Raw genomic sequence first — 26,820 nt, 5'->3', positions numbered from 1 at the left:
AGCCAACTTCGTAAGCATGTGCTACAGGCATATCCGACAGACAAGCCGTTATAGCGGGGATTGAGAGCAATATTCGTAAAGAAGCTGTGCTGTGCTCTCGGGAATATTACGGAATTCAACGGCAAGCCGGTACGAGTCATCAGCACAATTGGTTACCCGGACGATTTCACCGTGTAGTATGTAGGTATGTGGATCATTAGGAAGTACAAAGCTAAGCTCAAGTAACAAAGGATAAAAAATACGTGTATTCGTTACAAAAGAAAGACCACCTGCGGATATATCGTGAATCAATCCGAAAAAGGCTTCTCCTTGATATGAAGCAGTTTTGCGTACCCCGATGACTCTACAGGTAAGGGACGTAGGGACATCCAGCTGAATCCGGTTAGCTCTGCGATTCTCAAAGGTACGGAATTCATGAGGGACAGATAAGGTCAGTGAGCAAACAGTTTGGGTTGCGGATAGCTGGAGCATTTCAACAAAAGCATAGTACAAAATACCTCGTTCACGGAACGAGATTTCAATAAAACCAATATCATGCAGATCTTCTAGAGGGTTCCGAGTTTGAAACTCGATAGTGGTGACCATTTGCTCAGCATTTACTTTTTGTAAAATGAAATTGTCCTCAAAAAAGAAGGGTAGGCCTTCCTTGGTCTTACCAACAATAATAAGGCTTAAGCTCATTTTAGGGACAACGATCTCCAGCGCTAAAGCTTGATCCCACTTCATGTAATCACCATTAATCAGTTATTTGTGAAACGATAGTTCCATCATAATCAATATTGACAGATAACACAATGGCAGCAAGCTATGTAAGTACAAAAGCCCCTCAATCCGCATACAAATGCCGAAAGAGGAGCTGAATGGACAATGATGATCATGTCGGGTTGTTTATGTTGTTGTAACCAATGGTAGTTCAAAGGAGCTGACAAAGCTCGGGCTGATAGGCCTGATTCGTATGGTGTAATGGGTAAGGTGCTGCAGGTGGGACGCGATGGCTGCCTGAAACTGGACAACACGGTTATCAAGCTCTCTACTGGGCTCCATCTGAATAACAACGGGTTGCCATTCCTCACCGCGATGCTCATAGTACACGATTTCAACAACCGTATCCTTATACCAGATCGGACCGAACGAGATCGTAGCAGTCACTTCCTTCAATCCTTGCAGATTGTGATTGGAGGCATTTGCTGCAAATGCAGCAGATTGTCCATTTACATCATCTCGAATTTCAATAAATCGCACATGGTGCCAATTGGAAATGATAAACCTCTTATAATCGGCGACTTTAGTAACCAGATCATAATCGTTGTCCAAAAACTGCAGCGTTCTCTTTAAAGAAGGCATGTAAGCTTTGTTCGTGTAGTCCATCACCATGCGGTCAGTGTTGTACACAGGGGCAAGGGTCTGAATGGACTGTTTCATCTTATCTACCCATTGCGCAGGCAGTTTGCCTTGATTGTAATAGAGAGGAACAATTTCCTGCTCAAGCTGGCGATAGATGGATTCGGTGTTTTCAAGCTCCTGAGTATGCCAGTCCGCTTGATTATCGCCCTCTATGCTCCAACCATTGCTCCCATTGAAGCCTTCCTCCCACCAGCCGTCCAGGATACTGAAATTGATGGCACCGTTCATGGCTGCTTTCTGACCGCTGGTGCCGCTTGCTTCATAAGGACGGCGCGGATTATTGAGCCAAACATCTACACCTTGAACCAAATGACGCGCCATATTCATATCGTAATTTTCGAGCAAGATGATTTTGCCGCGAAAACGATTCATTTGGGATACTCGGTAAATATCGCGAATCATCTCTTGTCCGGGCTGATCGGCGGGGTGTGCTTTACCTGCAAACAGAAATTGCACCGGACGATCCGGATCATTAACCAGTCTGTCCAGTCGATCCAAATCACTAAATATGAGGTTAGCCCGCTTGTACGTAGCAAAACGGCGTGCGAATCCGATAGTGAGAGCACTAGCAGATAAATAGCGCTGTATGCCTTCGATTTTTTCGGCAGGCTGGCCGTTTCTGGCATACTGTTCACGGAGGTTGTTCCGAGCAAACCGGATCATACGCTCCTTGAGCACCCTATGAGCCTCCCACAAGGATTCGGCAGGAATGAGCTCTAAGGACTTCCAGAGGTTGCTGCTTGTTTGATCCTCCAACCATCTTCCAGGCAAAAACCGGCTGTACAGCTCCTTTAGCTCGGGCGCGAGCCAGGTAGGCATATGGACACCGTTAGTAATATGACGGATTGGAACCTCCTGGACGCCTATGTTGTTGTGAAATGAGCGGAACATATCCCGCGACACTTCACCGTGCAGCTTACTGACACCGTTGCGCATCGCAGCTGTATTCAGAGCCAAGTGTGTCATATTGAACAACTGGTTGGCGTCATCCATACCGAGCTGCAGGATTTCATGTCTGTGATCGTTCCAACGCTCCAGCAGGCTGCTGCAATAATATTCAACCATACTTTGTTTAAATGCGTCGTGGCCTGCTGGGACAGGCGTATGTGTTGTGAAAACGGAGCTTGAGCGAATTATCTCCAGGGCAATATGGAAGGGAATACCGGATTCGAGCTGTTCCCGAATTCGTTCAAAAGCCTGAAAGGCAGCATGGCCCTCATTAATATGATAAACAGCTGTAGGCAGCTCGAGCGCCCGCAGTGCCTTAACGCCACCCATACCGAGCAGCAGCTCCTGCGCGATGCGAATATCCTGATCGCCTCCATACAGCTGAGCGGTTAACTCGCGATCCCATGGGCTGTTGACCTCCACATTGGAATCGAGCAAATATACGGAGATGCGTCCAATCCGGGCTTGCCAGATTCGCAGCTGAACCGTACGGTCGGCAATCGAAATGGATATAACGAGCTGTTCATCATTCTTATCCAATACCGGAAGGATGGGCAGTTGGTCAAATTCATAGACGATCTGTTCGGCTTGCTGCTGGCCATCCTGATTGATTTTTTGCAAAAAGTAACCACGTTTATATAAAAGTCCTATACCGACCAAAGGAATGCCTAAATCGCTTGCCGATTTACAATGATCTCCGGCCAATATGCCAAGACCCCCGGAGTAAATCTGTAAGGATTCATGAAAACCGAACTCGGCGGAAAAGTAAGCAATACGGTGCTGAAGATGTTCGGGGTAGTTTTTTTGAAACCAGGTAGTGTCACTGCGGTACGCATCCCATTGCTGGCATACGCGATCATATTGCTCGAGAAAAGAAGGGGAACTGGTAAGATCACTCCATACCTTGGAATCAGTATCCAACAGCAGGCGTACCGGATTATGCAGAGTCTGCTCCCATCGTTTAGGATCAATTAGGGAAAATAGCGCTTTGGCCTCGTCATTCCAACTAAACCACAAATTATAAGCAAGCTCACTTAAGCGCTCGATTTCCTGCGGCAGCCCAAAAGTTGGATAAGGATTGTTGGTACTCATCATTTAGCCCACCTTCCGATATTTTCGTTTGTATTGGTCATTTTAACCACTTCAACCATTGTTTAACCGCAAGAGGCAAGGCATAAAACATGAACAGACCGAAAAGCAGGCCTATACAAGCTGTCATCATCCATGGTAGCACATAATTGGGTTTGTCAGGTAATTGAGCCGTAAAATTCATCACAGGCAGTGTGAGGGCCGTTGCTCCACGATACGACTGCATAGGCTCCCATAAAAGTAGTACGGCAGAAGCGGCTAATAGGGCGTGCACCAGCCTTGCAACAACAAATGGAAAATAACGCAGATTCGTGTGATGCAGAATCGAGATGATTTGAGCATGCACCGACAAACCAGCCCAGGAGAGGATAAAGGCGGCTATTGCCGCTTTGTGCATCAGACTGATGGGAGCGGGAGCACTACCGGCGGCCTTGGCTCCAAGTGTGACCTCGAATATACCACCGGCGATCGCTTCCGATAACTCTTTTGGCAATCCGAATAATTGAAGCACCGCCTCAATACCGTTATATACAATTGGCATCACCTGTGTGGAGGACATAATTTCTATGACCACAGCAAAAAACACCACAAGACCGCCAATAACCATAACCAGCTGCAGCGAAGTTTGAATGGCCTGTCTCAGCATCTCACCAAGACTTCTTCCGTCGAGCAATCTTGCCCGATGCATCGCTCTAAAGGCGCGGGATAAGAGGCTGCGAGCAGACTTATTGCTGGAAGCCTGAGTCGTAGATGGAGTTGCCGTCCCAGCTGCGCCTCCATGGAAACGCATCATGAAGCCAACAAGGATAGCGGTACCGTAGTGGGCAGCAGCCAAAATACCAGCGAGGCTTACATCGTGGAAAAAACCGACTGAAACCGCCCCAATCAGGAAGATGGGATCTGATGTGGTAGTAAAAGCCACAAGCCGTTCTCCCTCTTCACGATTAATCAGCCGCTGCTCCCATAGCTGCGAGGTGAGCTTGGCAGCAACCGGGTAACCAGCAGCGAAGCCCATCGCCATCACAAAACCGCCAGTACCGGGAATACGAAATACGGGGCGCATGACCGGGTCCAGCAGCATGCCAAAAAAATGGACGATGCCAAGGCCAAGCATAAGCTCAGAAATGACTAAAAAAGGAAATAATGCTGGAAATAAAACGTCCCACCATATGGCTAAACCTTTCAAAGAGGCGTGAAGAGCTTGCGCAGGAAAGAATAGCATGGAGACCAGTAATCCAACTGCTAATAAACCAATCCCGTAAGTGAACGCGAAATTGTTAACCTTCATTTAATAACCCTCCCGCATATGAGGCTGCATCTCTTATCCTTATGTATCACCATACATAGACATGCCTGCAATATGGGGACAAACTATCATAAAAAAAATACGGATTGCTGCTAAATAGCTGAATTTTCAAAAAAAATATGGTACAATTGTACTACTATGAGATTGGGAGCTGATCCTCATGATGAGCATTATTGCTGGAATTCTCGTATGTGCGTTTACTTTTGTAATTAAGGAAACCTTAATGTCTTCCAACGAAGAGGATTTGGAAAGCTAGCCTACTTTACGCAGCGGTTCCTTCTTAGGTAACGGGTGCTAATGCATGGGCATTAGCATCTTTTTGGTTTGTATATAATGACACAGATAGATAGGTGAGGAACGCTATGTCAGAACAACAAGATTCACAGAAACCAATGTCGCCCTATCAAGCTATCGGGGGGGAGGCAGCCATTCGCCGTCTTGTGGAAGCTTTTTATCCGTTGGTGCAGGCACATCCTTTGCTTGGACCGTTATTTCCAGTAAATATTGAACCGGTCATGGAAAAGCAAATTATGTTTTTGACACAATTTTTTGGAGGCCCGTCGCTGTATTCAGATCAATACGGCCATCCGATGATGCGTGCTCGGCATTTGCCTTTTGAAATTACACCGCAGCGGGCAGAGGCTTGGCTTGGCTGTATGAAGCTGGCTATGGAACAAACGGGTTTAGAGCCGGAATTACAATCATTTATGCTGGAGCGGCTGCAAGGACCTGCCCATCATTTTGTAAATTCGAATCCATAAGGAGTGTTTGTGTGGTTGAGCCTTTATTTCAGATCAAAGTGGATTGTGCTTATTGTGAGAACTCATTCCAAACTTCAAGAGTAAGACCGAGCTTCAAAAAGGCGACCAAAACGGATACCGATTTTTGTATTCATTACAAAGAAACGAACCCGGACTACTATGTCGTTCGTGTTTGTCCATTTTGCGGATATGCGAGTACGGAAAATTCCAGCACAAGGTTTACTGCCGAGCAGCGCCAGGCTTTGGAGGAGCGGATTGTTCATAATTGGTCTTACAAGGATTATGGTACTGAGCGCAGCTGGGAAGATGCGATGTACACGTACAAGCTGGCTTTGGTGTGTGCGCAGCTGCGGAATGAAAAGGGACGTGTGATTGCAGGCTTGCTGCATCATATTGCTTGGTTATACCGTTACAAGAATGACGAGCCGCAGGAGAAACGATTTTTGCAATTTGCTTTAGATGCGTATACCAGCGTATTGGAAACAGAAAGTGACGAGTTGAATAATGCCCGGCTTATGTATTTGATTGGAGAATTAAACCGCAGAATGAAGCATTATAATGATGCTGTTAAATGGTTCGGGAGAGTTATTAATGATAAAAAGATTATGGATGCAGGGATGATCCGGGCGTCACGTGAGCAATGGATTGTTACGAGAGAGGACATGCTGGCTGATAAAGTGGAGCTTGCCGAGCTCGGAAGTATGGAATAAGTGATAACGAAGGAGCAACAAAACGCTTAGTGCACGAGTCCAGTTTGGGAGTCGGCGCTAAGCGTTTTTTGCTATAATTCTATTGATTGAGTGGTACAGGGTAAACCGGTTTTTGCCGCTATGCTTGGAAGCATACAGCGCTTCATCGGCTTCGGAAATAGTTCGCAGCAAATCTGCTTGTGCATTGAAAGATACCGAAATTCCGATGGAAACGGTTACTCCTGTCCGCTCCACACAGCTCGAGTGATGGGAGGCTACGGCATGGCATAGCTTGTGGGCGTAAGCGGACAACTGAGAATCTTCAGTCAAATGGCTTAATACAATAAACTCTTCCCCTCCATAGCGGGCTGCGTAGTCATGCTCATGGATGGTAGAGCTTAGCAGCTGTCCAACCTCATACAACAGCAGATCACCCTGCAGGTGCCCATATGTATCGTTATAAAGCTTAAAATTATCAATATCAACCATCATGATGGAAAGAGGTCGGCGTCGGGCTGTGTTTTGAGCGATGTTCATAAAGCTGCGGAGATTGGGTAGTCCTGTAAGTCGATCCTGATTGGCTTGAATTTCCAATCGGTGCTGAAATACCCAAGTCCGATTATCCTCGTTATACATAGCAATCAAGACGATAATAACGAGTGCGAACAGGAGCAGCAGCAGCAGTTGGCTGAAATAGTCAACTATAGTCGTATTCGTATAGATGTAACCTCCAAACAGAAAACGGGACAATCCGAGCATTCCACATATCTTGAGACCGTCCATAAAGGAAATTTCCGCATACGCGGAAGCGCTCTCTTTTTTGTGAAACCAGGAGCTCACAAGCGCTGGAGCTAACAGCTCCTGCACAATTTGAAGGAAGCTGCTTATCTCCACAGGCTCATGAATGAGTAGAAAAAGGCTCGGTGGGAGGGTAGAAAGCAAAGAGATTACCCATCCAAAGCGAAGACCCGCCATAATAATCGGAATACAGTAAAGAACAGCTGCAAAAGGATCACCAAAGTGAGGTTGAAGCATGATAATGATACAGGCTAGCCCCGTCAACAATGGAGCGCTCCACAGCTCATAGCGCTCCATAAATAAACGATGCTTTAATTTTAAAGCCGCATAGCTTAATGCAATCAATACGCAAGCATCGGTGAAGGCGATAGGGTTCATGCTTATTTACACTCCTGAACAGAGCCGGCAATCGCTTTGAGGGGCTTGTCAGCGTAGATTTCTTAAAGGTTGGTTGGCAAGTAAGTAATCACGATCCGCTCCCACAATAGTGAGCTTGTTCAGGCAGCAAGGGAGCACCAGAAGTCTTTTGACACCACTGATGAGATCGGGAAGGTCCTTTCTTCTTAAAGGCAGCAGCACCTGTGATTTGCCGCAAAGCGGACAGTCATGAAAATATACATCCTGCTGGATCAACTCGTAAGGCCAAGTATTAAGAAAGGGAATCATGACTTGGGTTCCTGCTTTGTGCTGTCTACTGCGGTATCAGCTGCTGGGTCTGGTGTCTGTTTGGCAAGCTCGGCCATCTTTTGTAATAAAATATGCTGTGGCATATGCATCAGGTGCTCCAATGGAATATTTAATTGTTTGGCAAGTTTTTGTGCCGTTTCGGCTGAGATCTGTAAAGGTTTCATGCTGCGGTCAACTCCTGTCAATAGATCTATAGTCATCATTTAAACATAACGTACGTAACAATTCAACCAAAATCTGGGGACGGACTATTTTGGCTGCGGCCATAAATATGGTTTAATAATAAAGATACTTAATTTTTAGGGAAGGTGCGATGTTTATATGCTGAAACCGTTACAGCAAACATGGGATTTGGAAACATTTTTCAGTGGAGGCAGCAGCTCAACGGCTTTTATGGCTTTCTTGGAAGGAATGCGTACGGAGATAACCGAATTGGAGGCTCAGCTTGCTGGATTAAAGTCGAATCAGGAAATCTTGGATGCAGCGGCTTTACTGCCTGTCCTGAATCTGCTGCAATCGATTGCCAAAAAATTGCGGGAATCCGATTCGTTCGTAGCTTGTCTGGCGGCAGAGAATCAGGCGGATAAGGCTGCGATTGGCTTGGCAGACCGTGTGAAAACATCGTACGCGGCCTACTCCTCGGTCATGACGCAATTCGATCAATATTTGGCGGAAATCAGCGATGTGCAATGGGAAAAGCTTCTGACTAATCCTGAACTGCAGGAAATCGCCTATCCTTTGACAGAGCGCAGGGCACTTGCTGCCGAGAAGCTTCCGCCCGAGCAAGAGGCACTAGTCAATGATCTGGCGATAGACGGCTATCATGGCTGGGGAGAAGCTTATAACACAACGGTAAGTAAATTTCGCATCAAGTTCGAGGAAAACGGAGAAATCCAGGAGCTGTCTGCGGGTCAGGCGGCGAATAAAATGCATCATCCAGAACGTGCTGTACGTCAGCAGTTGTTCAGTCTATGGGAGAATCAGTGGGCTGAGCATGCTGACTATTGCGCTGATGCCCTTAATCATTTGGCCGGATTCCGTTTAAAGCTGTATGAGCGCCGCGGCTGGGAAGGCATACATAAAGAACCCCTGTCCATCAATCGGATGTCGAAGGAGACACTGGATGCCATGTGGGGCGTGATTGATAAGAGCAAGGATGTTTTTGTCGAGTATTTACAGCGCAAAGCGAAGCTGCTCGGTGTAGAACGTCTAAGCTGGTACGACGTAGAGGCTCCTGTGGGTCAAGGCAGCAAGCATTTCACCTATGACGAAGGGGCACAGCTGATTGTGGATCAATTTCGACGCTTCAGCCCAAAGCTCTCTGATTTCTCAGTCCAGGCATTTGAAAAGGGATGGATTGAAGCGGAGGACCGTCCAGGCAAAAGGCCAGGTGGGTTTTGCACTTCTTTCCCGATTGCCGAGCAAACCCGGATTTTCATGACGTATGCAGGCACAGCCTCCAATGTGTCAACGCTCGCGCATGAGCTCGGTCATGGCTATCATCAGCATGTGATGAATGATTTGCCTGCGCTGGCACAGGATTACGCAATGAATGTGGCGGAGACGGCTTCAACGTTTGCCGAGCTGATTGTGTCAGATGCAGCTATGAAAAGCGCTGTTAGTGCTGAGGAGCGTCTAACTCTATTGGAGGACAAAATTCAACGCTCGGTAGCTTTTTATATGAATATTCATGCGCGCTTTCTGTTTGAAACGAAGTTTTATGAGGAACGCAGCAAGGGCTTGGTCAGCGTTGAGCGGCTTAATGAGCTTATGGTGGAAGCGCAAAAGCAGGGCTTCAGGGATTCACTATCGGAGTACCATCCTCATTTTTGGGCTTCCAAGCTGCATTTTTATATCACAGAGGTACCGTTCTATAATTTCCCTTACACTTTCGGCTATATGTTTAGCGCAGGCATCTATGCGGAAGCGGTTCGACAAGGGGCTGCCTTCGAGGATAAATATGTGGCGCTGCTGCGGGATACCGGTAGGATGACGGTGGAGGAGCTAGCAGAAAAGCACCTTGGGGTTGATTTGCGTCAAGCTGATTTTTGGCAAAATGCGATGGATTTATCCGTTCAGGATGTACGTGAGTTTCTACAACTGACTGAATAAACAGCAAAAAGCCGGATGTCTGCACGATGTTGTGCGTCAATCCGGCTCTTTATGAACCCATCAGGTACACCTATATAGGTTAAGCTTGGCATGGATGCCAGTATGTAAGAATCGTACAGCCTACAGCTTGAACAGCTGCATCGTTTGCTGCAATTTAGAAACCAGCTTGGTCATTTCCTCCGACTTGTCAACGATTTCCTGAACGGCATCAATTTGTTCGTTCATAGAGGCGGATACCTGCTCCGTTCCTGCAGCGGATTGCTGTGTAATTGCGGAGATACTTTCCATCGTGCCGGATATACGTTGAGCGCTGTCCAGCATCATTTGGCTGTCGCTTGCAAAGGTAGCAATCTGCTCGGAAATAAAGGTAACACTGCTGACGATGTCGGCAAATATTTTTTCTGTTTCCGTGATCAGCTGTGTTTGCTTGTTAACAATTTCCTCATTTTGTGCAATGTGCGTCAGTGCTTGGTGAATGCCGCCTTCAATCGATTTGACGAGATGGAATACTTCTTTCGTGGACGTAGTAGATTCTTCAGCCAGCTTGCGAACCTCTTGGGCAACTACAGCAAAACCTTTGCCATGCTCACCCGCACGTGCGGCTTCAATGGATGCATTCAAGGACAGCAGGTTGGTCTGCTCGGCAATTTCGGAAATTGTCCGTGTTATCTGGGAAATGCCATTAGCCTGCTCAGCTAGCTGATCGATCGTTCTTGACACATTCGCGGTAGCTTCAACGTTGCGTTTCATGCCTGCGCTCTGTGTTTCAACTGCTTGCAAACCATTTTGAACCAAGGTTAACATATGTCCGGACCTTGAATTCATTTCTTGGGTGGAAGCCGTGAAGGTAGTTACTTTATTCTCGATATCTTTGGTGGATACGGAAATATCAGAAATTTCTTCGGATATTTGGTTAGCACCGGATGCCAGCTCATTGGAGGAAACTGCGACTTGCTCGAGGACGTTTTTCAAGTTTTCATTTTTGAAAAAAATATCACGACTGGAATCAAACACATGCTTGGACATACTTCCAGTATCCTGTAAAATTTCGCGAAGCCGATCCATCATTTTGTTGAAAGCCATCCCAAGTTCGCCGAGCGCATCATCGGATTGTACATCAACTTTTTGAGAAAAATCACCTTTGGAAATACTTAGTGCAACGCGTGAGATGTTGTTAATCGGTTCTGTAAGCGTTCTCTCAAACCAGTTGATAAAAGGAAAGCTTAGCCCGATCATGATGATTAAGAAGATAATACCCAGAATCATAGCTCTTTCTGATTCCAAGCTAATGATCAAAAGTGCAATGGAGTAAACAGCCACCAACAGGTAGCAGCCGAACTGAAGCTTCTTTTTAAACGATAGGCCTTGTATCCAATTCATGAGCATATCTCCTTCAGATGTTAATAACTTACTTACGAGCAAATTATATCATCCAAAAGTAGCAGGGTCTATACTTCAAATCGATTCTAAAGTAAAAAAATAGAGATAACTGTCGAAAATAGGTCTTTTGTAGCGATGAATTGTTACAAAACTGCAAGGGTAACGGGAATAATAAAACCTCGATTGGAAAAAGGAGACGATGAAATGATTGTTTTTGAAGGGATTCATCATGTTAGTCTGGTTGTACGAGATTTAGAGCGTTCCAAAGCTTTTTATACAGAGATTCTAGGTCTAAAAGAAATGGATCGGCCACCTTTTGACTTTGAGGGCGCATGGTTTGCAATTGCCGGAGGCAGTCAGCAGCTGCATCTGATTGTTCATGAAGGACAAACGCTGCGGGATGGAAATATTGACTCCAGAGATGGGCATTTTGCCTTACGGGTCAGCAGCTATGAGCATACAAGAAAATGGCTGGAGGAGAAGGGAATTCACTGTGATCTTCGGCCTCATGCCAAGGCGGGGTTTCCACAAATCTATGTTCTGGACCCAGATTGCAACATTATTGAGCTGAATGCAGAGGTTTATGACGGATAGTGGAATAAGAGACAAGTTTTCGACAGTTAACATGTCTTTTGCTGTTGTATCATGACGATGTATGGATAATGATTATATAAATGTAAAATATTGTTGATTAATTCATGAAACATTCATATAATAGGACTGCAGCACCACGCTGACAACACCTATTAGGTAGGAGGATGTTAATGATATTAGAAAATGTGACTTTGGCAAGGCAGATTGATATCGTGTTTCGGGAAATTAAGGAGGAATTGGCGCTCCTCACTTCAGGAACGGTCTTTGTCCAAATTCGCAACAATGTCGTAGGAAAATTTGGAGTTAGGGCATTCCCATTAGAGAGCAAGGGCAACCAATTGCAGAAGATGGAGATGGGCTTGTCGGAGCAAGAACTTCAAACATTTCGACATACGGCAATGGAATCATTAAAGCTCAAGCGCTGGACGCATGGTGAAATTTCGTTTGAATTTGCCATGCGCCAAAACAAGCTGTGCACGAGTGTAGCGTTTGAATCAAATTACAACATGTCCAGCTTGATGGAAGAACTGAATCCCAACAAGAAAAAAGATTAATCATGCACCTTAAACAGAAGGCTTGGCTACGATTTCGTTTTCATTTATCGCACTTATTATTTATACTTTTTCTTGATTCGGATTTTCCTTAGAAATCGTTGAACCGCTGACAGCTGCTGTCGGTGGTTTTTTTAGTAATATCCTAATAGGGGATCTCAAAGGAAATACACTGAATTTCATAAGGTAAAGTTTAGATATACTTTTTTGGGGTATTTTGTTATTTTAACAATAAGAAAATTACCCAAAGGATTACTATTATAAAAATATATTTATAAATGAGTATCGTATAAGTGACTGAGAGTCATGTGGAGTTCAGGCTGCTACTGAGCACGAGTGTCTTGATTGGATGAGTAAAAAAACTTACACAATAGGAGGAAAAAAAGCTATGATGCAAAGTTTACTAGCACTTTTTTTATTTTTCACAGCCGGAATTCATATGGCCAGCACGAGTGATGATCACCAGAAACAAAATCCGCCGGTGAATCAAGTTGCTCCAGTTAAACAGGAGTCTGCGTCAGAAAAGAAAATATATAATGCGCCTCCGGAAATGAAAATTGATACAACGAAATCTTATCAAGCCTTAGTGAAAACGAACAAAGGTGATTTTACAATTGATCTTTTTGCAGATGCAGCACCTAAAACCGTAAATAACTTTGTCTTTCTTGCGAGAGAGGGCTTTTACGATGATATTGTTTTCCATCGGATTATACAGTCCTTCATGATACAAACTGGCGATCCCACAGGAACAGGGAGTGGGGGACCAGGGTACAAGTTTGAGGATGAGCTGAATTCAAAATTTCAATATGAACCAGGAATCGTTGCGATGGCTAATGCAGGTCGCAATACGAATGGCAGCCAAATTTTCATATGTACGGGTGAGGACAGTCGTTCATTAAATAAAGTGCCCAATTACACCATCTTCGGAAAAGTGACAAGTGGAATGGATACGGTTCTGAAAATAGCTGGAACTAAGGTTACAGCTCAGCAAAGCGGTGAAGTCAGTCATCCCACAGAAAAAATAGTAATTAACTCTGTGAGTATTATTGAGAAGGACCACGAAGCTCAATAAGGTTAAAAGGGGAATAATAATGAAGATGTATAACAAGCTCATCCGTGATAAGATTCCTCAAGTCATGGATGCAAAGGGCGTTGCTTATTCGATTAGGGAACTTAGTGACAGAGAGTATGTCGAGAAACTAAACGAAAAGCTTCAAGAAGAGCTGGATGAGTACATTGCTGCTGAATCGATAGATCAGGTCGAAGAGTTGGCAGATCTGGTTGAATTGGTCTACGCCATACTTGATAACAAGGGCGTTTCAGTTGAGGAGTTTGAGAAAGTTAGACTTAAGAAGAAAGAGGATCGTGGTGCATTCTCTAAGAAATTGCTGCTTTTATCAACAAATTAATAATCGTACAAGCAGGATTTAGATGAATGCACGGGTAGAGAATTCTCTTGCCAGCGCGATAGTGAAGATCAATTATTTCCATGAAGTTATGAACTAATAGATGTGATGGTCGAGGACATGTAGTGAGAAGGCTATGCATAGGAAAAACACTCACCGGGAAGGGGGAGTGTCGGTTTTGAGAAACGACTAAGAGCTCTCGTATTAATTATAACAGAAACGCCTGTTCGCGAAAAGATGGACTATTTACCCATGTTACTCTCAAGTAAAGTAATGCTGAAGTTGGATGGACAAGAGCTTGAACTACAAGCGTAGGCTAATGATCTGACAGTTAAAATACCGTCAGCTGCAGCAAAATTTGGCCAATGCAGTAGCTCATTACGATTTTTTTAAGAATACTAAAGCCTCTTCATAATTATCCCACTGGGTTTCAGTCGTATGTACGGAGTTTCTAGCAGTCCGGTTCAGCTGCATTTTTGCAATTGTTCCTGTGACTACGACAGCAGCGCGCTTCATTCCAAATTCCTTTAGCGACTTTTGGTGCTCAACAAGTTTTGCTTGAGACTCTGGCGCAAATACTTTTACTGTTCTCATATCAACTATAACGTCAAAGTATCCGCCAAGTTCTTGAGCGTAAGTCTGTATTTCCTTAGTGATACTATCGATTTCTTCAGGTGTAGCCTTGGAATCCCAAACGATCTCAATTATTTTTTCATTATCATCCAAAATTTTAGTTGACGACACGACAAATCCCCCCTGTGTATTAATACTCTAGCAGAATAGCACATTTACTTCTATATAAGGTGAACCAAAGAAACATACAGCCCAAGCGGAGAAAGCGGACCCTTCTGGAGAAACGAAGTGTTCGCCTTTGCAGACGGATACTTACCCCTATAGGGCTAAGTATACAAAGAATCTGGCTGCAACAACGATTGGAAGAAGGGTCTGCTTTCGCAGCGTCTCCCTGCTGTCCGGATGTTTGGTTCATCTTATATAGTCCGATTATATATCTTTCCCCTTAGCTAAGACTATGGTCTTATTAAAAATATTTAAAATGCTTTGGCCAAGAGCATCCCTTTTGCGATTATGCGGAATGTAGTGAATTTGAATAAGCGTATGGGTTCGTTAACAACTTGGCTATACTGGCGGATATAGGGTGGTGGCAGCTATGGCGTTCTTGCCTATGTATCAGAGGCTTGCAGAGTTGTGGACTGTAATGCAGCGACGACAACTTACGGACAATGAAAAGACTGAGATGGACCAGTGCCTAAAGCTCAATGCCAAGCTTTGCTGGGATATGGCGTACTTGGAAAATATTTCGCTGATGGCATCGATAACAGCAGATGTTGAATGGCAGCATGAAATATGTCAAGAGATCGAATCGCTACAGCTGGGACAAGATAAAAAGCCGGGGAGATAATCCCACGGCTTGTTTTCGTATGATTGATAGGCTTTGAACGAACGTTGCTTTGAAATCCAATTATTATATGTTCTGTCTGATGTCTGTGCCCTATCATGTTTCTGTAATAATGCCACCGTTGACGTGAAGCACCTGTCCCGTTACGAAGGAAGAATCGTTGGACGCCAAATAAATGTAGGTCGGCGCAAGTTCGAATGGCTGTCCGGCGCGTTTCATCGGTGTTTCTAAGCCGAACGTTTTTACATATTCAGCCGAATAGCTGGATACGATGAGAGGGGTCCAAATCGGCCCAGGCGCAACAGCGTTGACCCGGATTCCCTTGCTTACCAATTGGAGTGATAGCGAACGGGTAAATGATACTATGGCACCTTTTGTTGAAGAATAATCGACAAGCAGCGGGGCACCTGCATAAGCAGTTACGGATGCTGTCGATACGATGGAGCTGCCTTGCTTCAGGTGAGGAAGTGTGGCCTTCGTCATGTAGAAATGGGGGAAAATGTTGGTTCGATACGTATTCTCGAGCTGTTCGTCGGATATGTCCAATATGCTCTCTTGTGGAAACTGGACACCTTGGTTCAAAATAAGCACGTCCAGCTTCCCAAAGCATTCGAGTGTCCTTTTCACAACTTCGGTGGAAAAAGCAGGCTTACGCAAATCTCCCTCGATCAGCAAACAGCGACGTCCGTAACGCTCAACCATCTGTTTGGTTGCTTCAGCATCCTCACGCTCATACAGATAGACGATCGCCATATCCGCCCCTTCTTTGGCGAAGCCTATGGCAACGGCACGTCCGATCCCGCTGTCGCCTCCAGTTATAATGGCGATTTTACCCGCCAATTTGCCGCTTCCCCTGTATTCGGGGTTGTCGGATATTGGAATCGGGTTCATTACATACTCCAACCCGGGCTGTACGTCCTGATGCTGCGGTGGAAATGTGATGGGCACCAGTTTGCAACGTGTCTCATAGCTGTAATAAGGATACATGGGAATCATAACCGAACCTCCATTGCTCTTATGGTTAAAAGCAGGATATTCGCCCAGTTCCAGATGGGTACCAATTAGGAAGCAATTTATATGTAAATTCATACAATTAGGGGATTCAAGCTGAATGATTTTTAAATGATAGCTATGCATTATTGCAATAAAATACCGCCTCCAATCAATCTGAAGGCGGTCTGACCATTCTAATAAAGAAAAGCTCCAGTAATGATTACTAACAAAATAAACAGTACAAGAATCGCACCTGTACTAGTGCCAAGACCATAACCTGCACAACTGCCACCAACTCCGAGAGCACCCATGTTTATCCCTCCTTCCGCCTTGCATGGGTTATGATATGTAGTTCATGTGCCATGTGATTGGACGGATAACTAGACTTTTTTTAAAGGAGAATCCGCGATGCGCTCAAACAAGCTGTGTATCCAGCTGCCCTAAGTAATATTACGAGACTTAATAAGGCTTTGCCTTGTGACTTATGTTTACAGCTTGATCAGGTGCCTGATCGCCGTTTTTGTTGCCAAGCGGTTTTTGGCTGGATCCGCCTTTGGACGAGTTTTGCAGACCTTCCCTTAATCGACGTCCGTATTCTTCGTCTGCTTCAGCTGCAAGAGCCACCATGGCATCACGGATTCGTACATCACAACGCGAAAGATCGTTAACAAGATTCAATATTAATTCATCACGCTCCCAATCCTGGAAACGTCGATACGTATCACCCGCTTGTTGTGTATTGTTAGATCGGTCAATGGATTCGCGTACCAGTCTCCCTTCAATGAGTGGCGTATATTCCTTCCCCGATTGTTGTGCTTCAACCAATCCGCCCAGAAGGGAAGGCTCGTAGTTGATATGAGGGTTGTGGCTTGGTGATCGATCCACATAATATTCCATTTGACCGCCGCTTTGATTGGTTGCAACCCGTTTTTTGGGAGCGTTAATAGGCAATTGCAAATAGTTTGCGCCTACCCGATGACGCTGTGTATCTGAATAAGAAAATGTTCGACCTTGAAGCATTTTGTCATCTGAGAAATCGAGTCCATCGACCAGAACTCCTGTACCGAAGGCTACCTGCTCCACTTCCGTAAAATAATTGACCGGATTTCGGTTTAAAATCATTTTGCCAACTGGCCGCCATGGGAACTGATCTTCGGGCCACAGCTTGGTATCATCCAGGGGGTCGAAATCCAACTCAGGATGCTCATCGTCACTGATAATTTGGACGAGCAGCTCCCATTCCGGATATTCACTGCGTTCTATAGCTTGATGTAAGTCCTGGGTTGCGTGATTGAAATTGGTTCCCTGAATCTCGCTAGCTTCTTTTTGCGTTAAATTTTTGATGCCCTGCTTCGGCTCCCAATGATATTTAACCAGGACTGCTTCACCTGCATGGTTCACCCATTTATATGTATTAACGCCAGAGCCCTGCATCATGCGGTAGTTCGCTGGAATGCCCCAAGGCGAATAAACAAAGGTAACCATATGGAATGTTTCAGGAGAGCTGGCACAAAAGTCGAAAAAACGTTCCGCGTCTTGAATGTTCGTTACAGGATCAGGCTTAAACGCGTGAATCATGTCAGGGAATTTAATCGCATCGCGGATAAAGAAAATCTTCAGATTGTTTCCAACCAAATCCCAATTTCCATCCTCCGTATAAAATTTCACAGCAAACCCACGGGGATCACGCAAAGTTTCCGGGGAGTGGCCGCCATGGATTACGGAAGAGAAACGGACGAAAACAGGGGTCTGTTTGCCTTTTTCCTGAAACAATTTAGCGCGCGTATATTTCGATACAGGCTCATCTCCTACTGTACCATAGGCTTCAAAATAACCATGTGCTCCAGCACCGCGTGCATGAACAACACGTTCTGGAATCCGCTCTCGATCAAAGTGGCTGATTTTTTCTACGAAATCGTAATTTTCTAAAGTGGCTGGACCCCGATTTCCTACCGTTCTTATGTTTTGATTATTGGTAACAGGATGACCTTGTCGGTTTGTCAGTGTATTATTGTCTTCGGTATTCGCTTTCTGATTTTCACGATCACGATAAGACGGATCATTTGTCATGCTTATCCCCCCATAATTTAATAGAATGATGCTACTCATTGGCAGCTATTGCCAGCAGGTTGTCCAAAGCATATATTTCCGCGTTTCCTCATAAAATATTCCTATTTTTTTCAGTCCAAATAAAAAGGCGATTCCTCAAGGAATCACCTTAATCTAAGTATATGGAGCGACTCATTATCTGGAAAATTTGCCTGCTAGCTGCTGCTCAGCGATTTGAACCAGACGGCGCGTGATGTGTCCCCCGATTGCTCCGGTGTCGCGAGATGCCATGAAACCGTAATAACCATCCTGAGGAATTTGAATACCTAATTCTTGAGCCACTTCGTACTTTAATTGCTCTAAAGCTTGAGAGGCTTGGGGAACCACTAAGGTATTGCTATTGCTGGATTGTCCTTGTGCCATTGATATCACCTCCGTTCATACAGGTAGTATGTGACATTTGTAAAATACTACACCTGTATCCAGTTGGGAATTTATGGAGTTACAATCGGCACAACGATATTGACTCGATATAAGCTGTCGTTCCACTCCAGTTCGGCACCGAGTGATTCTGCTACAAAACGCAGCGGAACATACATTAGCCCATCAACAACCTGAGGTGCTGCATCAAGCTCGACGGGTTGTCCATTCAGGAGACCTGTTGTACTTCCCGGTGTGAGTACAGCGCTCAGCTGTCCTTTACTAAGATGAAGACTGGCATCTGCAGGATTCCAGCTGTAATCAGCCTGGATGCGATTCAGCAATACACGAAAAGGGACCATCGTGACATCTTGCTCGATATAGCCGTCCCGATTTCCAGTTAACTGACCGTTGACACTGAGCTGTACCTGAGGCTTGTCAGTCTGTTGGACGATGAGCGCATTGCTCAACAGACGCCCTGGCTTGCGAAGCAGCTTTCCTTGATAGTAAAGAGCTGAGCTTGCTCCGCCATCCAAATTAATCGCATCGGTGATACCTGCCTGCAGTAAGGCATTGGCCATTTGATCGAGAGTGGAATAAGAAACGGTACCCACCACGAGCAGTTGGTTGTCATCCACTCCCGCAAAGCTGCGAACATTAGCCTGTGAGGTGACAAGTGGATCATTAAAACGATCGCGTTCCACATCAATATCAACGCTGCCGCCTGTAAGCAGCTTCGGTCCCGCACCAATTGCCATCTGCAGCTGGTTGATGGGGGTACTCCATTTTGAATCGAGATTCAAAATGGTTTGGTCCATGCTGAAGAGATCACCCATTTTGACTGATTTGGCTGCAGAATCAAGTGTCTGTTCGGAGGAGAGCAGCAGCACCTTTCCGCCAGCCGGAATATTCAACGGATCCGTAGTAAGCGCAGTAACCTTCATATCGGCTGCGATGGCCATTTTAACGCCTGAGTAATCGATGACATCTCCATAATCCTTTGTGAAGACCCATGCGCTATTGGGGCGATCGCCATGATAGCTGTCCACAGCAATTAAAGGGAAGCCAAGCCTGCCCGCACGAACGGAGCTGCTGACAGAAAGCCGTTGTATCGAAGCTTCCTTATCTTTGGAAACTGTAATGGAAGTCTCTTTATCTCCACGGTAGAACAGGTCATTATTGTTCATTAAAATACCATAAGGGGTCCTATAGTCGATATCTTCAGTAAATGCGTCGAAATAAGTGCCGTTAATACCGACTACAGCCTCGTTATCATTCATCATATCGACGAAGGGCTGTACACTGCCAACCTGATGATTTGCTGCTATTGCCTTAACTTGAATTTTTGGATCCAACAGGTTGATCCGAATAAGTTCCAGTGTGTATGTACTGCTTTCGTACTTAACATTCCGTTTCTCATGCACAATGGCTTGATCATTAGCGAAGACATGGCTTCCTGCGCCAACCGCCCATAGCAGTGTTGAAGCCAGACCTAATTTGACAGCAAACTGATATTTTGAAAATGGCATACCGAACTGTAGTTTCAATGTAGAGTCACCTATCCATTCTTTTAATTGATCGTGCAGCCCTAACCTTCCAATGAAAAGGGGCGCTTAGGGCAAGTCTATGTTTCTATACATCTCATCGCAGAATCCTTATAATTAAAGCATGAAACAGATTCACAGGGGAAGTAGGGGGGAGTATTTTGTTTACCTTAAGCTGTATCAACTGGTCCTGGGATGCCGATTTGCAAATTATTCATGCGGATGTGCTGATGAAGATAGATGGGGAAGTGCTGATCGACGAGCCGCTTTGTGTGGATGTAGGGCTTCCGGCTTTATTATTTAGTGTGACCCACGATGTGGAGCCAAACCGCTGGGGGAAGGCGGATGAGTGGGAGCGGATGCCATTTTTTTGCTGTGGATGCGGTGATCCGGAATGCAGGGCTTTTTCCTTCCGTGTCCGACATACCCATGAGCAGAGCCTGGAGCTAACAGAGCTTGAGGAAAGGGAGCATGGGGAACCGAGGGAGCATCATTCTTACATTATTGCATTACAACAATATCAGACTGAGGTTGCCTTCATAGCTAAGCAGTTTCTTTCCCATATTAAGGGACTGGATTATCGGCCATACTATGCGGGTACGGTTCAGGTAGTTGAACGGCTGTTGCAGCAGATGGAGACTTGATCAAATAGTTCGGAATATTGTTATAAAAATAAACCTCAGCTACTTGTTGTCGACTTCCGTATCCTTTATGGTATAGCTAGACCGCGTTGGATAAGTTTCACTCATCCAAAATACAGCAGCTGGAGGTTCATTAATGAGCGAGGAATACAATCGCAATAAGCTCGTAAAGGAGCGAAACTATACACCTTTTATTCTGATTTTTTCGATTGTTCTGGTGTCGATTATAGCCTTATTGTTTTTCTTGCCAGGGTATGACGGGCATCTTGATTTTGATGTTACGATTTTCCCATTACTGAATGCCATCTTCAATTGCTTCACGTTCATTGTTTTGGTGTTGGCTTTGGTTGCTATCAAAAAAAGAAATATTCCGCTGCATAAAAGCTTTATTATGGCGGCCTTTGGATCAACTACGCTTTTTTTGATCTCTTATGTAACATATCATTTTCTAACTGAGCCTGCACGGTTTGGTGGCAGTGAAGTGATGCGTTATGTGTACTTCTTCATATTAATAACGCATGTGAGCCTGGCGATTGTGAATGTGCCGCTTGCGCTTTTATCTGTAACACGCGGATTGAATATGCAAATTGAACGTCACCGCAAAATTGCCCGTTGGACCATGCCGATCTGGTTGTATGTGAGTCTGACTGGTGTTATCGTGTACTTATTGATTTCCCCTTATTATTAAAAGCAAAGGACAGGCCTGGTCAACTTCGTTTGTTCAGCAGCCTGTCTAGATGATCGAAAGCACAAAGAACCGTCCGGATCTCCGGACGGTTCTTTAGGTAGTTCTGTTAGAACAGCTAGTTTCAAAAGGGTTATGGGCTTACCGTTGAATTCCTTAAAATACCGATTCCGTCGATCTGGCATTCAATCAACTCTCCAGCCGACATAAAGTCAGCCCCTGCAGGTGAACCGGATAAAATCACGTCGCCAGGCAGCAAAGTCAGTACGCGGGATAAGTAGGAAATTAGAAACGGAATGGAAAGAATCATCAATTCCAGCCCGCTGTCCTGCTTACGTTGCCCTTTATGCTGGGCTTGAACCCTTACCTGCTGCAGATCCAGCTCGGTTTCCAGAAAAGGTCCAAGTGGTGTAAACGTATTGAAGGATTTGCTGACCATCCAATGACCGTCAGGGTGATTAAACTGCGATGCAGTCACATCATTGGCAATGGTATAACCAAACACATAATCCATTGCTTCCTGCTCCTGAATGTTGTAGGCTTCTTTGCCTATGACTACGGCCAGCTCGGATTCAAATTTGACTTCAGTGATCCCCGCCGGAATCACAATATCGGCTTCAGGACCAATGACAGAGGTAACAGGCTTATAAAATAAAACAGGGATCTTCGGCAGCTGCTCAGGTTTAGTTTCTCCAGCGGCGATGTAATTCTTGCCGACTCCGATGATGGAGTGCGGTTCTAAGGGGGCAAGCAGTGTCACTTCGCTTAGATCGTAAGACGAGCCTTTGTATTTCCAAAGACCGAACATATCCCCTTCGATAACGTAAAGGGTTTGCTCTCTTAGGACAGCTTGCTTAATGGAACCGTCGGCTTTTAAGGCAAAACGTGCAAATTTCATCGGTAATGGACTCCTTATCGGTTATAGGGTATTTAAATAAAAGTTCAATATAATGAACTGAGTTCAACAAATATAATCCAATTGTAGCACCTCATAAAAAATCGGTCAATGCATAAATGCGTACGCCTAAATAAGCAGTGCAGTCCAAAAAAGAAAGCCCTCCATTCCAATTAAGGAACAAAAGGGCTTGCTATCTTACAGTCTGTTTATGATTTGGGAGAGCTGAAGGATAGCTTGTTAGCCAGATTAAGAACACCGATCAGGGCTTTCTCACGTTTTTCCTCCCAGTGGTGTAGAGGCATAGAGAAGCTGACCGCGGCAATCATATGGCCGCCACTGTGATAGATTGGCGCTGCAAGGCAATTGAAGCCCATCACACCTTCCTGCAGATCGATAGCATAACCTTGCTTGCGTATAAGGTCCAATTGCTCGAACAAATCACGTTTGGTTCGAAGGGTAAAAGGGGTCAGGCTGGATAAGTTCTCTTCGGTATAAAGCAACTGCAGCTCTGAATCCTCCAGAGCTGATAGCAGTAACTTGCCAAGCCCGGTCGCATGAGCAGGCAGCCGGGTGCCTGGACCGGAAACCATTTGAACAAGTGACGGTGCTGCTTCCTTGGCGAGATATACGACCTCGCTGCCATCCCGGTTGGCGAGCTGAATGGATTCATTAATTTCATGCATAAAGGCGGGCGCCTCCGCCCGAAAAGCATCGATTAAATCATACTGACTAAAAAATGCATGACCCATTCGTCCAAAATGCATACCTAGTGTGTAAGCATCCGAACGATCACGAGTAATCCATTGCAAGGCTTCCATCGTTTGCAATAAAGAAAACATAGAGCTTTTGCTGATTTCCAAACGTTTGCATAGCTCGGTCAGCTTTAATTTTGAGGGCTCCTCGGCGACAAGCCGAATGACGGCATGTGCTTTTTCAAGAGCGGGTACCCAATATTTTTTGTCCATAATTACTCCATTCCTGCGTATATCGTATATGGAAATAAGTTCATAAGGTTACGTTAGTATGAGGCTATCTTAGCATCGGGGTATGAAGGAGTCAATCGGAGTTCTTTCTGTAAACAGCAAAACCTCCAGAGCTGCTGCACAGCTTCAGGAGGTTTGGACGGTTGCAGCTTTAACGGTGATTAATTTCCAGGGTAACTTCCAATTGCAGCGTGGCTCCGGGCTTGATGCCCTGTAGCCCTGTCACTTCAGCAGGCTGATCAATATTAGGCGCATTGGTAACCCAAGTGTAAGGCTCCAGACAAATAAAGTCATGGGCTTCTCCTTTGGTGAAAATGACCCATTGCTTGAATGATTCGGAGCCGCTGTAGCGAATTTCTACCTGATCGTTGGATAAGATAGCCGTACACGGATTGCTGCCAATCTGAAAAACGGTATCCATATTGTGGCCTGCTAGCGTTTCGCCTTCAATCAGTGCTTCATAGCGACCTAGCGGACCCACATGACCAGTAGGGATATTGACTTCATTCAGCTCCCAGATGCCTTCAACGGGCAGCTGAAGCTTCCAGCTTTCGGGTTTGCCATCTAGCAGGAACCATGTATGTAAGCCGTAGCCAAATGGTGCAGTATTATTTCCTGTATTCGCAGCCTTGAGCGTTTGGGTAAGTCGGCTGCCATCCAATACATAGGTTACTTCCAGCTCTAATGCATGTGGATATTGGCGCTGTACATTTTCATCCTCAGCCAAATTGATGGAAGATGTAATGAATAATTGCCCGTTTTCCTTTTCTCCTGCTTGCTTTACGACCCAAGGCTGCTGACGGACTAGACCGTGAATATGATTGCCTGTTGCCGGATGGGTGATGTCAAACTGATAGTCGCGGCCTTCGAATGTAAACCGTCCCTTGTCGATACGGTTAGGCGGCATTAGGATCGGTGTTCCAAATTGAACGAACTGCTCGGACAAGGCAGCTGGACCTTCAGGGGTACGCAGCATTTCGCGCTGCAGCTTCTTGTCCCATATACTGTACACATTGTTGCCAATTCCGGGACAGATGGAGACGATCAGTTGTTCATTTTCAAGTACATAGGCAGGAGTACCCTGCCAGTCGATTTGCTTGATCATTGGATCAGCTCCTTACTGGGGGTGGATTTAAATAATTATCAGGTAATGACGGCAAATATTGCTGCCTTATTGCAGCTATATTGTAGCATAAAGTGCGACGATGAAGTTAAGAAGAAGCCCGTTGGCTGTTTTTAAGTTCCAAAATCAAAATTCGGATACACATATTGTGCCTTTGCAGGCTCTGCTTTGGTAATTTTTTCGACCTTTAAAAGCATAATTTCCATGTCATTGAATTTGGTTTGTTGAATCGTCCCAGTTACGGTTACCCACGAATCACTCGGAAATTGCTGGGCACGCTCATAATCGACGAGCACCCCGTAAGGAGCAGCATCGGCGGAGCAGCACTGAATGGCAAAACGTCCGACAACGAATTGACTGGCTTTCATATCGTCCTGACGGTAAACGAAGCCGGTGAGCTGCATTTTTTTGCCGATAAATTTGTCGAGGTACAAATCCACGGTAGTCAGTGTTTCCATATACAAATCCTCTTTGACCGGAATTACACTTTCCCCATACAACTCCTTGGCATAAGCGGCATAGTGCTTGGTGAATTTATCGGATGGGAACATTTCATCCTGCTTATCGGTTGGAGCGGTGCTGGGTTTAGGACTTGGATCTGGTGCTGGAGCAGCCGCAGGAGGTGAAAGTGGCGCAGGAGTCGCAGCCTGAGTTGACGTTGTGTCCTTCTTGACAGCTGTCGCGCTGCTCAGATTCATCCCTTTTTTAGCAGCAAGACTGCTTCCCATAGAGGTGTCAGGAAGTAAGAAGCCAAGCAGCAGAGGGAAGCAGAACAACCCGTAGATCATAGTATTTTTCAATACAGAGGATGAGGGGGTATGATCATGATCGCAATCGCATGCAGCGACTGAGCCCCAGAGACTGCGAATGGCTTGATAAATTTGATAAACAGCAATCGCATAGAAGCCAACGGCGGACCATTTCACATAATCCACCATGCGAGGGGCGATATAATATAAAATGTTGTCAGTTTTGACTAGATAAGCAATGTACATCGCAAACCCGAATAGAATCAACGCTTTAATAAAATGATGCACGCTTAACCACTTTGTACTCACGACAGCACACTCCTATGGAAATACGATTTTTTCGAAAATAAGCGAGCATACAAGCACAACAACGATAATCAGGACAGATAAAGCCAGAACAAAGCGTGTACGAAATGCAGACAGCAGCATCAGCAGACTTTTTATATCCAGCATAGGTCCAAAAACGAGAAACGTTAATAACGAGCCTGTGGAAAAGGTTGTAGTGAAGGATGAAGCGACAAATGCATCGGATGTAGAGCACAACGAGAGCACGAAACCTAAGGCCATCATAAACAAATGTGAGGTGAATTCACCTTGACCAATGGAAACCAGGCTGTCCCTGTTTACGAGTGTCTGAATAATAGCTGTTATGATTGCACCAAACAACAAATATTTACCCATATCAAAAAACTCGTCTGATGCATGACCCAGCACACCGAAAATACGGCCGACAATCGTTGTGGGAACGGGATGGATATGATCGTGATTATGCTCATGATGACTGTGATCATGGTTGTTGTCGTGAAGGATAGTATTATGTGCATGGCTAGAATTGGCGACGTGGCGATCATGTTCATGATTATGCTCATGGTTATTATGGTTATGGTTATGCTTATGATCATGCTGATGCGTTACGGTAGAAGCTTTCAGGTAGGACAGGTCGCGAAGCGGATTGCTTGTGAAAAACTTATAAATGATCAAGCCGATGACCAGTGCCACAATAAATGCCAATGCCATACGGGAATATGCGATTTCCGGACGACTGCGAAAGGCCATATACGTGGAAGCATAGACGACCGGATTGATAATCGGACCGACCAGTATAAAGACGATTGCCACATACACAGGCATTCCTTTACGCATTAAACGACGGATAACCGGAATCATGCCGCATTCACATAATGGAAAAATAATACCGACCAGGCAGGCAAACAGAATGCCAAGCACTGGATTTTTGGGGATCATACGGCGGATCGTCTGCTCGCTGACAAACATTTGGAGTAATCCGGAAACGAGCACCCCGAGCAGAACAAAAGGGAAGGCTTCCAGAATAATACTTAAAAATATCGTCTTGAAGCTTTGCGCGGTCGTGCTGTCCAGGAAGGAGAGATCTGGCGTTTGTTTTTGCGTAAAAATGAGAAACAGCATAACCAGGCAAATGAGCGTGAGCACATTGGTGCTCCATCGAAGTAATGGCGTTTGCAATGGACATATCTCCCTTTCTAAATCGTAATTATTATTATAACTTATGAGGCGATACACGTATATAGGACATGCCGCGCACAAAAAATCTTCATAATTACATAAATTATA

General features: G+C 45.2%; 28 protein-coding genes. 10 read left to right on the top strand and 18 right to left on the bottom strand.

The annotated features are described in order from the left end of the window. Positions 1-48: 48 nt before the first annotated feature. The 3 genes from BM210_RS03120 to ylbJ form a co-directional block, all read right to left on the bottom strand. Positions 49-726 carry a PilZ domain-containing protein gene (locus BM210_RS03120; protein ID WP_091164287.1) on the bottom strand — a complete coding sequence of 226 codons (678 nt, stop codon included), beginning with the start codon at positions 724-726 and terminating at the stop codon, positions 49-51. A 162-nt stretch (positions 727-888) separates the two neighbouring features. After that, positions 889-3,447, bottom strand: coding sequence for an alpha-glucan family phosphorylase (gene glgP / locus BM210_RS03115; RefSeq protein WP_256223215.1), 2,559 nt, complete (start codon positions 3,445-3,447; stop codon positions 889-891). A gap of 34 nt (positions 3,448-3,481) precedes the next feature. Continuing rightward, the gene (ylbJ, locus tag BM210_RS03110) at positions 3,482-4,729 is read right to left on the bottom strand and encodes a sporulation integral membrane protein YlbJ (RefSeq protein ID WP_091164284.1); all 1,248 of its coding nucleotides are present in this window, start codon (positions 4,727-4,729) and stop codon (positions 3,482-3,484) included. Positions 4,730-5,109: 380 nt separating this feature from the next. Between ylbJ and BM210_RS03105 the strand changes: the two genes are divergently transcribed. Both BM210_RS03105 and BM210_RS03100 read left to right on the top strand, forming a co-directional pair. Next, positions 5,110-5,508, top strand: coding sequence for a globin domain-containing protein (locus BM210_RS03105; RefSeq protein WP_091164282.1), 399 nt, complete (start codon positions 5,110-5,112; stop codon positions 5,506-5,508). 11 nt (positions 5,509-5,519) lie between these two features. Next, a complete protein-coding gene (locus BM210_RS03100; RefSeq protein ID WP_091164281.1) occupies positions 5,520-6,218 on the top strand; it encodes a DUF2225 domain-containing protein in 699 nt (232 codons plus the stop codon). A gap of 57 nt (positions 6,219-6,275) precedes the next feature. On the opposite strand, the gene BM210_RS03095 is transcribed toward BM210_RS03100, so the two are convergent. From BM210_RS03095 to BM210_RS03085, 3 genes are read right to left on the bottom strand one after another with little or no spacing between them, the layout of a single operon-like run. Beyond that, entirely contained in the window at positions 6,276-7,373 is a 1,098-nt protein-coding gene (locus tag BM210_RS03095) for a GGDEF domain-containing protein (RefSeq protein ID WP_091164279.1), read from the bottom strand. Positions 7,374-7,421: 48 nt separating this feature from the next. Beyond that, the gene (locus BM210_RS03090; RefSeq protein WP_091164277.1) at positions 7,422-7,661 is read right to left on the bottom strand and encodes a hypothetical protein; all 240 of its coding nucleotides are present in this window, start codon (positions 7,659-7,661) and stop codon (positions 7,422-7,424) included. Next, the gene (locus BM210_RS03085; RefSeq protein WP_091164275.1) at positions 7,658-7,846 is read right to left on the bottom strand and encodes a YycC family protein; all 189 of its coding nucleotides are present in this window, start codon (positions 7,844-7,846) and stop codon (positions 7,658-7,660) included. The genes BM210_RS03090 and BM210_RS03085 overlap by 4 nt, the downstream gene beginning before the upstream one ends. Before the next feature lie 157 nt (positions 7,847-8,003). On the opposite strand from BM210_RS03085, the gene BM210_RS03080 reads away from it, so the two are divergent. After that, a complete protein-coding gene (locus tag BM210_RS03080) occupies positions 8,004-9,794 on the top strand; it encodes a M3 family oligoendopeptidase (protein WP_091164273.1) in 1,791 nt (596 codons plus the stop codon). Positions 9,795-9,914: 120 nt separating this feature from the next. On the opposite strand, the gene BM210_RS03075 is transcribed toward BM210_RS03080, so the two are convergent. Further along, complete coding sequence (locus BM210_RS03075; RefSeq protein ID WP_091164271.1) at positions 9,915-11,174, bottom strand: methyl-accepting chemotaxis protein; 1,260 nt, start codon at positions 11,172-11,174, stop codon at positions 9,915-9,917. A gap of 204 nt (positions 11,175-11,378) precedes the next feature. Between BM210_RS03075 and BM210_RS03070 the strand changes: the two genes are divergently transcribed. The 4 genes from BM210_RS03070 to BM210_RS03055 all read left to right on the top strand — a co-directional run bounded on the left by BM210_RS03070 (position 11,379) and on the right by BM210_RS03055 (position 13,728). Then, entirely contained in the window at positions 11,379-11,768 is a 390-nt protein-coding gene (locus tag BM210_RS03070) for a VOC family protein (RefSeq protein WP_091164269.1), read from the top strand. A gap of 170 nt (positions 11,769-11,938) precedes the next feature. Then, on the top strand, positions 11,939-12,322 hold the full coding sequence (locus tag BM210_RS03065; protein ID WP_091164267.1) for an O-methyltransferase: 384 nt from the start codon (positions 11,939-11,941) through the stop codon (positions 12,320-12,322). A 346-nt stretch (positions 12,323-12,668) separates the two neighbouring features. Then, positions 12,669-13,391, top strand: coding sequence for a peptidylprolyl isomerase (locus tag BM210_RS03060; protein ID WP_256223214.1), 723 nt, complete (start codon positions 12,669-12,671; stop codon positions 13,389-13,391). A gap of 19 nt (positions 13,392-13,410) precedes the next feature. Next, positions 13,411-13,728, top strand: coding sequence for a nucleoside triphosphate pyrophosphohydrolase (locus BM210_RS03055; RefSeq protein WP_091164264.1), 318 nt, complete (start codon positions 13,411-13,413; stop codon positions 13,726-13,728). A 375-nt stretch (positions 13,729-14,103) separates the two neighbouring features. On the opposite strand, the gene BM210_RS03050 is transcribed toward BM210_RS03055, so the two are convergent. Further along, a complete protein-coding gene (locus tag BM210_RS03050; RefSeq protein ID WP_091164262.1) occupies positions 14,104-14,469 on the bottom strand; it encodes a hypothetical protein in 366 nt (121 codons plus the stop codon). A gap of 424 nt (positions 14,470-14,893) precedes the next feature. On the opposite strand from BM210_RS03050, the gene BM210_RS03045 reads away from it, so the two are divergent. Next, a complete protein-coding gene (locus BM210_RS03045) occupies positions 14,894-15,145 on the top strand; it encodes a DUF7667 family protein (RefSeq protein WP_091164261.1) in 252 nt (83 codons plus the stop codon). Between the two features lie 93 nt (positions 15,146-15,238). On the opposite strand, the gene BM210_RS03040 is transcribed toward BM210_RS03045, so the two are convergent. The 5 genes from BM210_RS03040 to BM210_RS03025 all read right to left on the bottom strand — a co-directional run bounded on the left by BM210_RS03040 (position 15,239) and on the right by BM210_RS03025 (position 20,151). Beyond that, positions 15,239-16,138 carry an SDR family oxidoreductase gene (locus tag BM210_RS03040; protein WP_091164726.1) on the bottom strand — a complete coding sequence of 300 codons (900 nt, stop codon included), beginning with the start codon at positions 16,136-16,138 and terminating at the stop codon, positions 15,239-15,241. Positions 16,139-16,329: 191 nt separating this feature from the next. Beyond that, positions 16,330-16,446, bottom strand: a complete 117-nt coding sequence (locus BM210_RS35315; protein WP_218184886.1) for a sporulation protein YjcZ — start codon at positions 16,444-16,446, stop codon at positions 16,330-16,332. Positions 16,447-16,594: 148 nt separating this feature from the next. Continuing rightward, entirely contained in the window at positions 16,595-18,205 is a 1,611-nt protein-coding gene (locus tag BM210_RS03035) for a catalase (protein ID WP_091164260.1), read from the bottom strand. Between the two features lie 174 nt (positions 18,206-18,379). Next, positions 18,380-18,607 (bottom strand): alpha/beta-type small acid-soluble spore protein, encoded by a 228-nt coding sequence (locus BM210_RS03030; RefSeq protein ID WP_076236594.1) that lies wholly within the window; start codon positions 18,605-18,607, stop codon positions 18,380-18,382. Positions 18,608-18,678: 71 nt separating this feature from the next. Next, positions 18,679-20,151 (bottom strand): stalk domain-containing protein, encoded by a 1,473-nt coding sequence (locus BM210_RS03025; protein ID WP_091164259.1) that lies wholly within the window; start codon positions 20,149-20,151, stop codon positions 18,679-18,681. A 158-nt stretch (positions 20,152-20,309) separates the two neighbouring features. On the opposite strand from BM210_RS03025, the gene BM210_RS03020 reads away from it, so the two are divergent. Together BM210_RS03020 and BM210_RS03015 are read left to right on the top strand one after the other, a co-directional pair. Further along, positions 20,310-20,792 carry a hypothetical protein gene (locus tag BM210_RS03020; protein WP_256223213.1) on the top strand — a complete coding sequence of 161 codons (483 nt, stop codon included), beginning with the start codon at positions 20,310-20,312 and terminating at the stop codon, positions 20,790-20,792. Between the two features lie 133 nt (positions 20,793-20,925). Next, entirely contained in the window at positions 20,926-21,477 is a 552-nt protein-coding gene (locus BM210_RS03015; RefSeq protein ID WP_091164255.1) for a DUF420 domain-containing protein, read from the top strand. A 130-nt stretch (positions 21,478-21,607) separates the two neighbouring features. Here the strand turns inward: BM210_RS03015 and BM210_RS03010 are convergent, their stop codons facing one another. From BM210_RS03010 to BM210_RS02990, 5 genes are all read right to left on the bottom strand, one after another. Then, complete coding sequence (locus BM210_RS03010; RefSeq protein ID WP_091164254.1) at positions 21,608-22,372, bottom strand: fumarylacetoacetate hydrolase family protein; 765 nt, start codon at positions 22,370-22,372, stop codon at positions 21,608-21,610. Positions 22,373-22,578: 206 nt separating this feature from the next. Next, positions 22,579-23,337 carry an IclR family transcriptional regulator gene (locus tag BM210_RS03005; RefSeq protein WP_091164252.1) on the bottom strand — a complete coding sequence of 253 codons (759 nt, stop codon included), beginning with the start codon at positions 23,335-23,337 and terminating at the stop codon, positions 22,579-22,581. Between the two features lie 169 nt (positions 23,338-23,506). Beyond that, on the bottom strand, positions 23,507-24,460 hold the full coding sequence (locus BM210_RS03000) for an aldose 1-epimerase (protein WP_091164250.1): 954 nt from the start codon (positions 24,458-24,460) through the stop codon (positions 23,507-23,509). A gap of 131 nt (positions 24,461-24,591) precedes the next feature. Further along, positions 24,592-25,536, bottom strand: coding sequence for a TIGR03943 family putative permease subunit (locus BM210_RS02995; protein WP_091164248.1), 945 nt, complete (start codon positions 25,534-25,536; stop codon positions 24,592-24,594). 12 nt (positions 25,537-25,548) lie between these two features. Further along, positions 25,549-26,712 carry a permease gene (locus BM210_RS02990; RefSeq protein ID WP_256223212.1) on the bottom strand — a complete coding sequence of 388 codons (1,164 nt, stop codon included), beginning with the start codon at positions 26,710-26,712 and terminating at the stop codon, positions 25,549-25,551. Between the last annotated feature and the right edge of the window lie 108 nt (positions 26,713-26,820).

This window comes from Paenibacillus sp. 1_12 (assembly GCF_900114475.1).
Classification (GTDB): domain Bacteria; phylum Bacillota; class Bacilli; order Paenibacillales; family NBRC-103111; genus Paenibacillus_S.
This window is presented reverse-complemented; position numbering and strand designations above follow the sequence as displayed.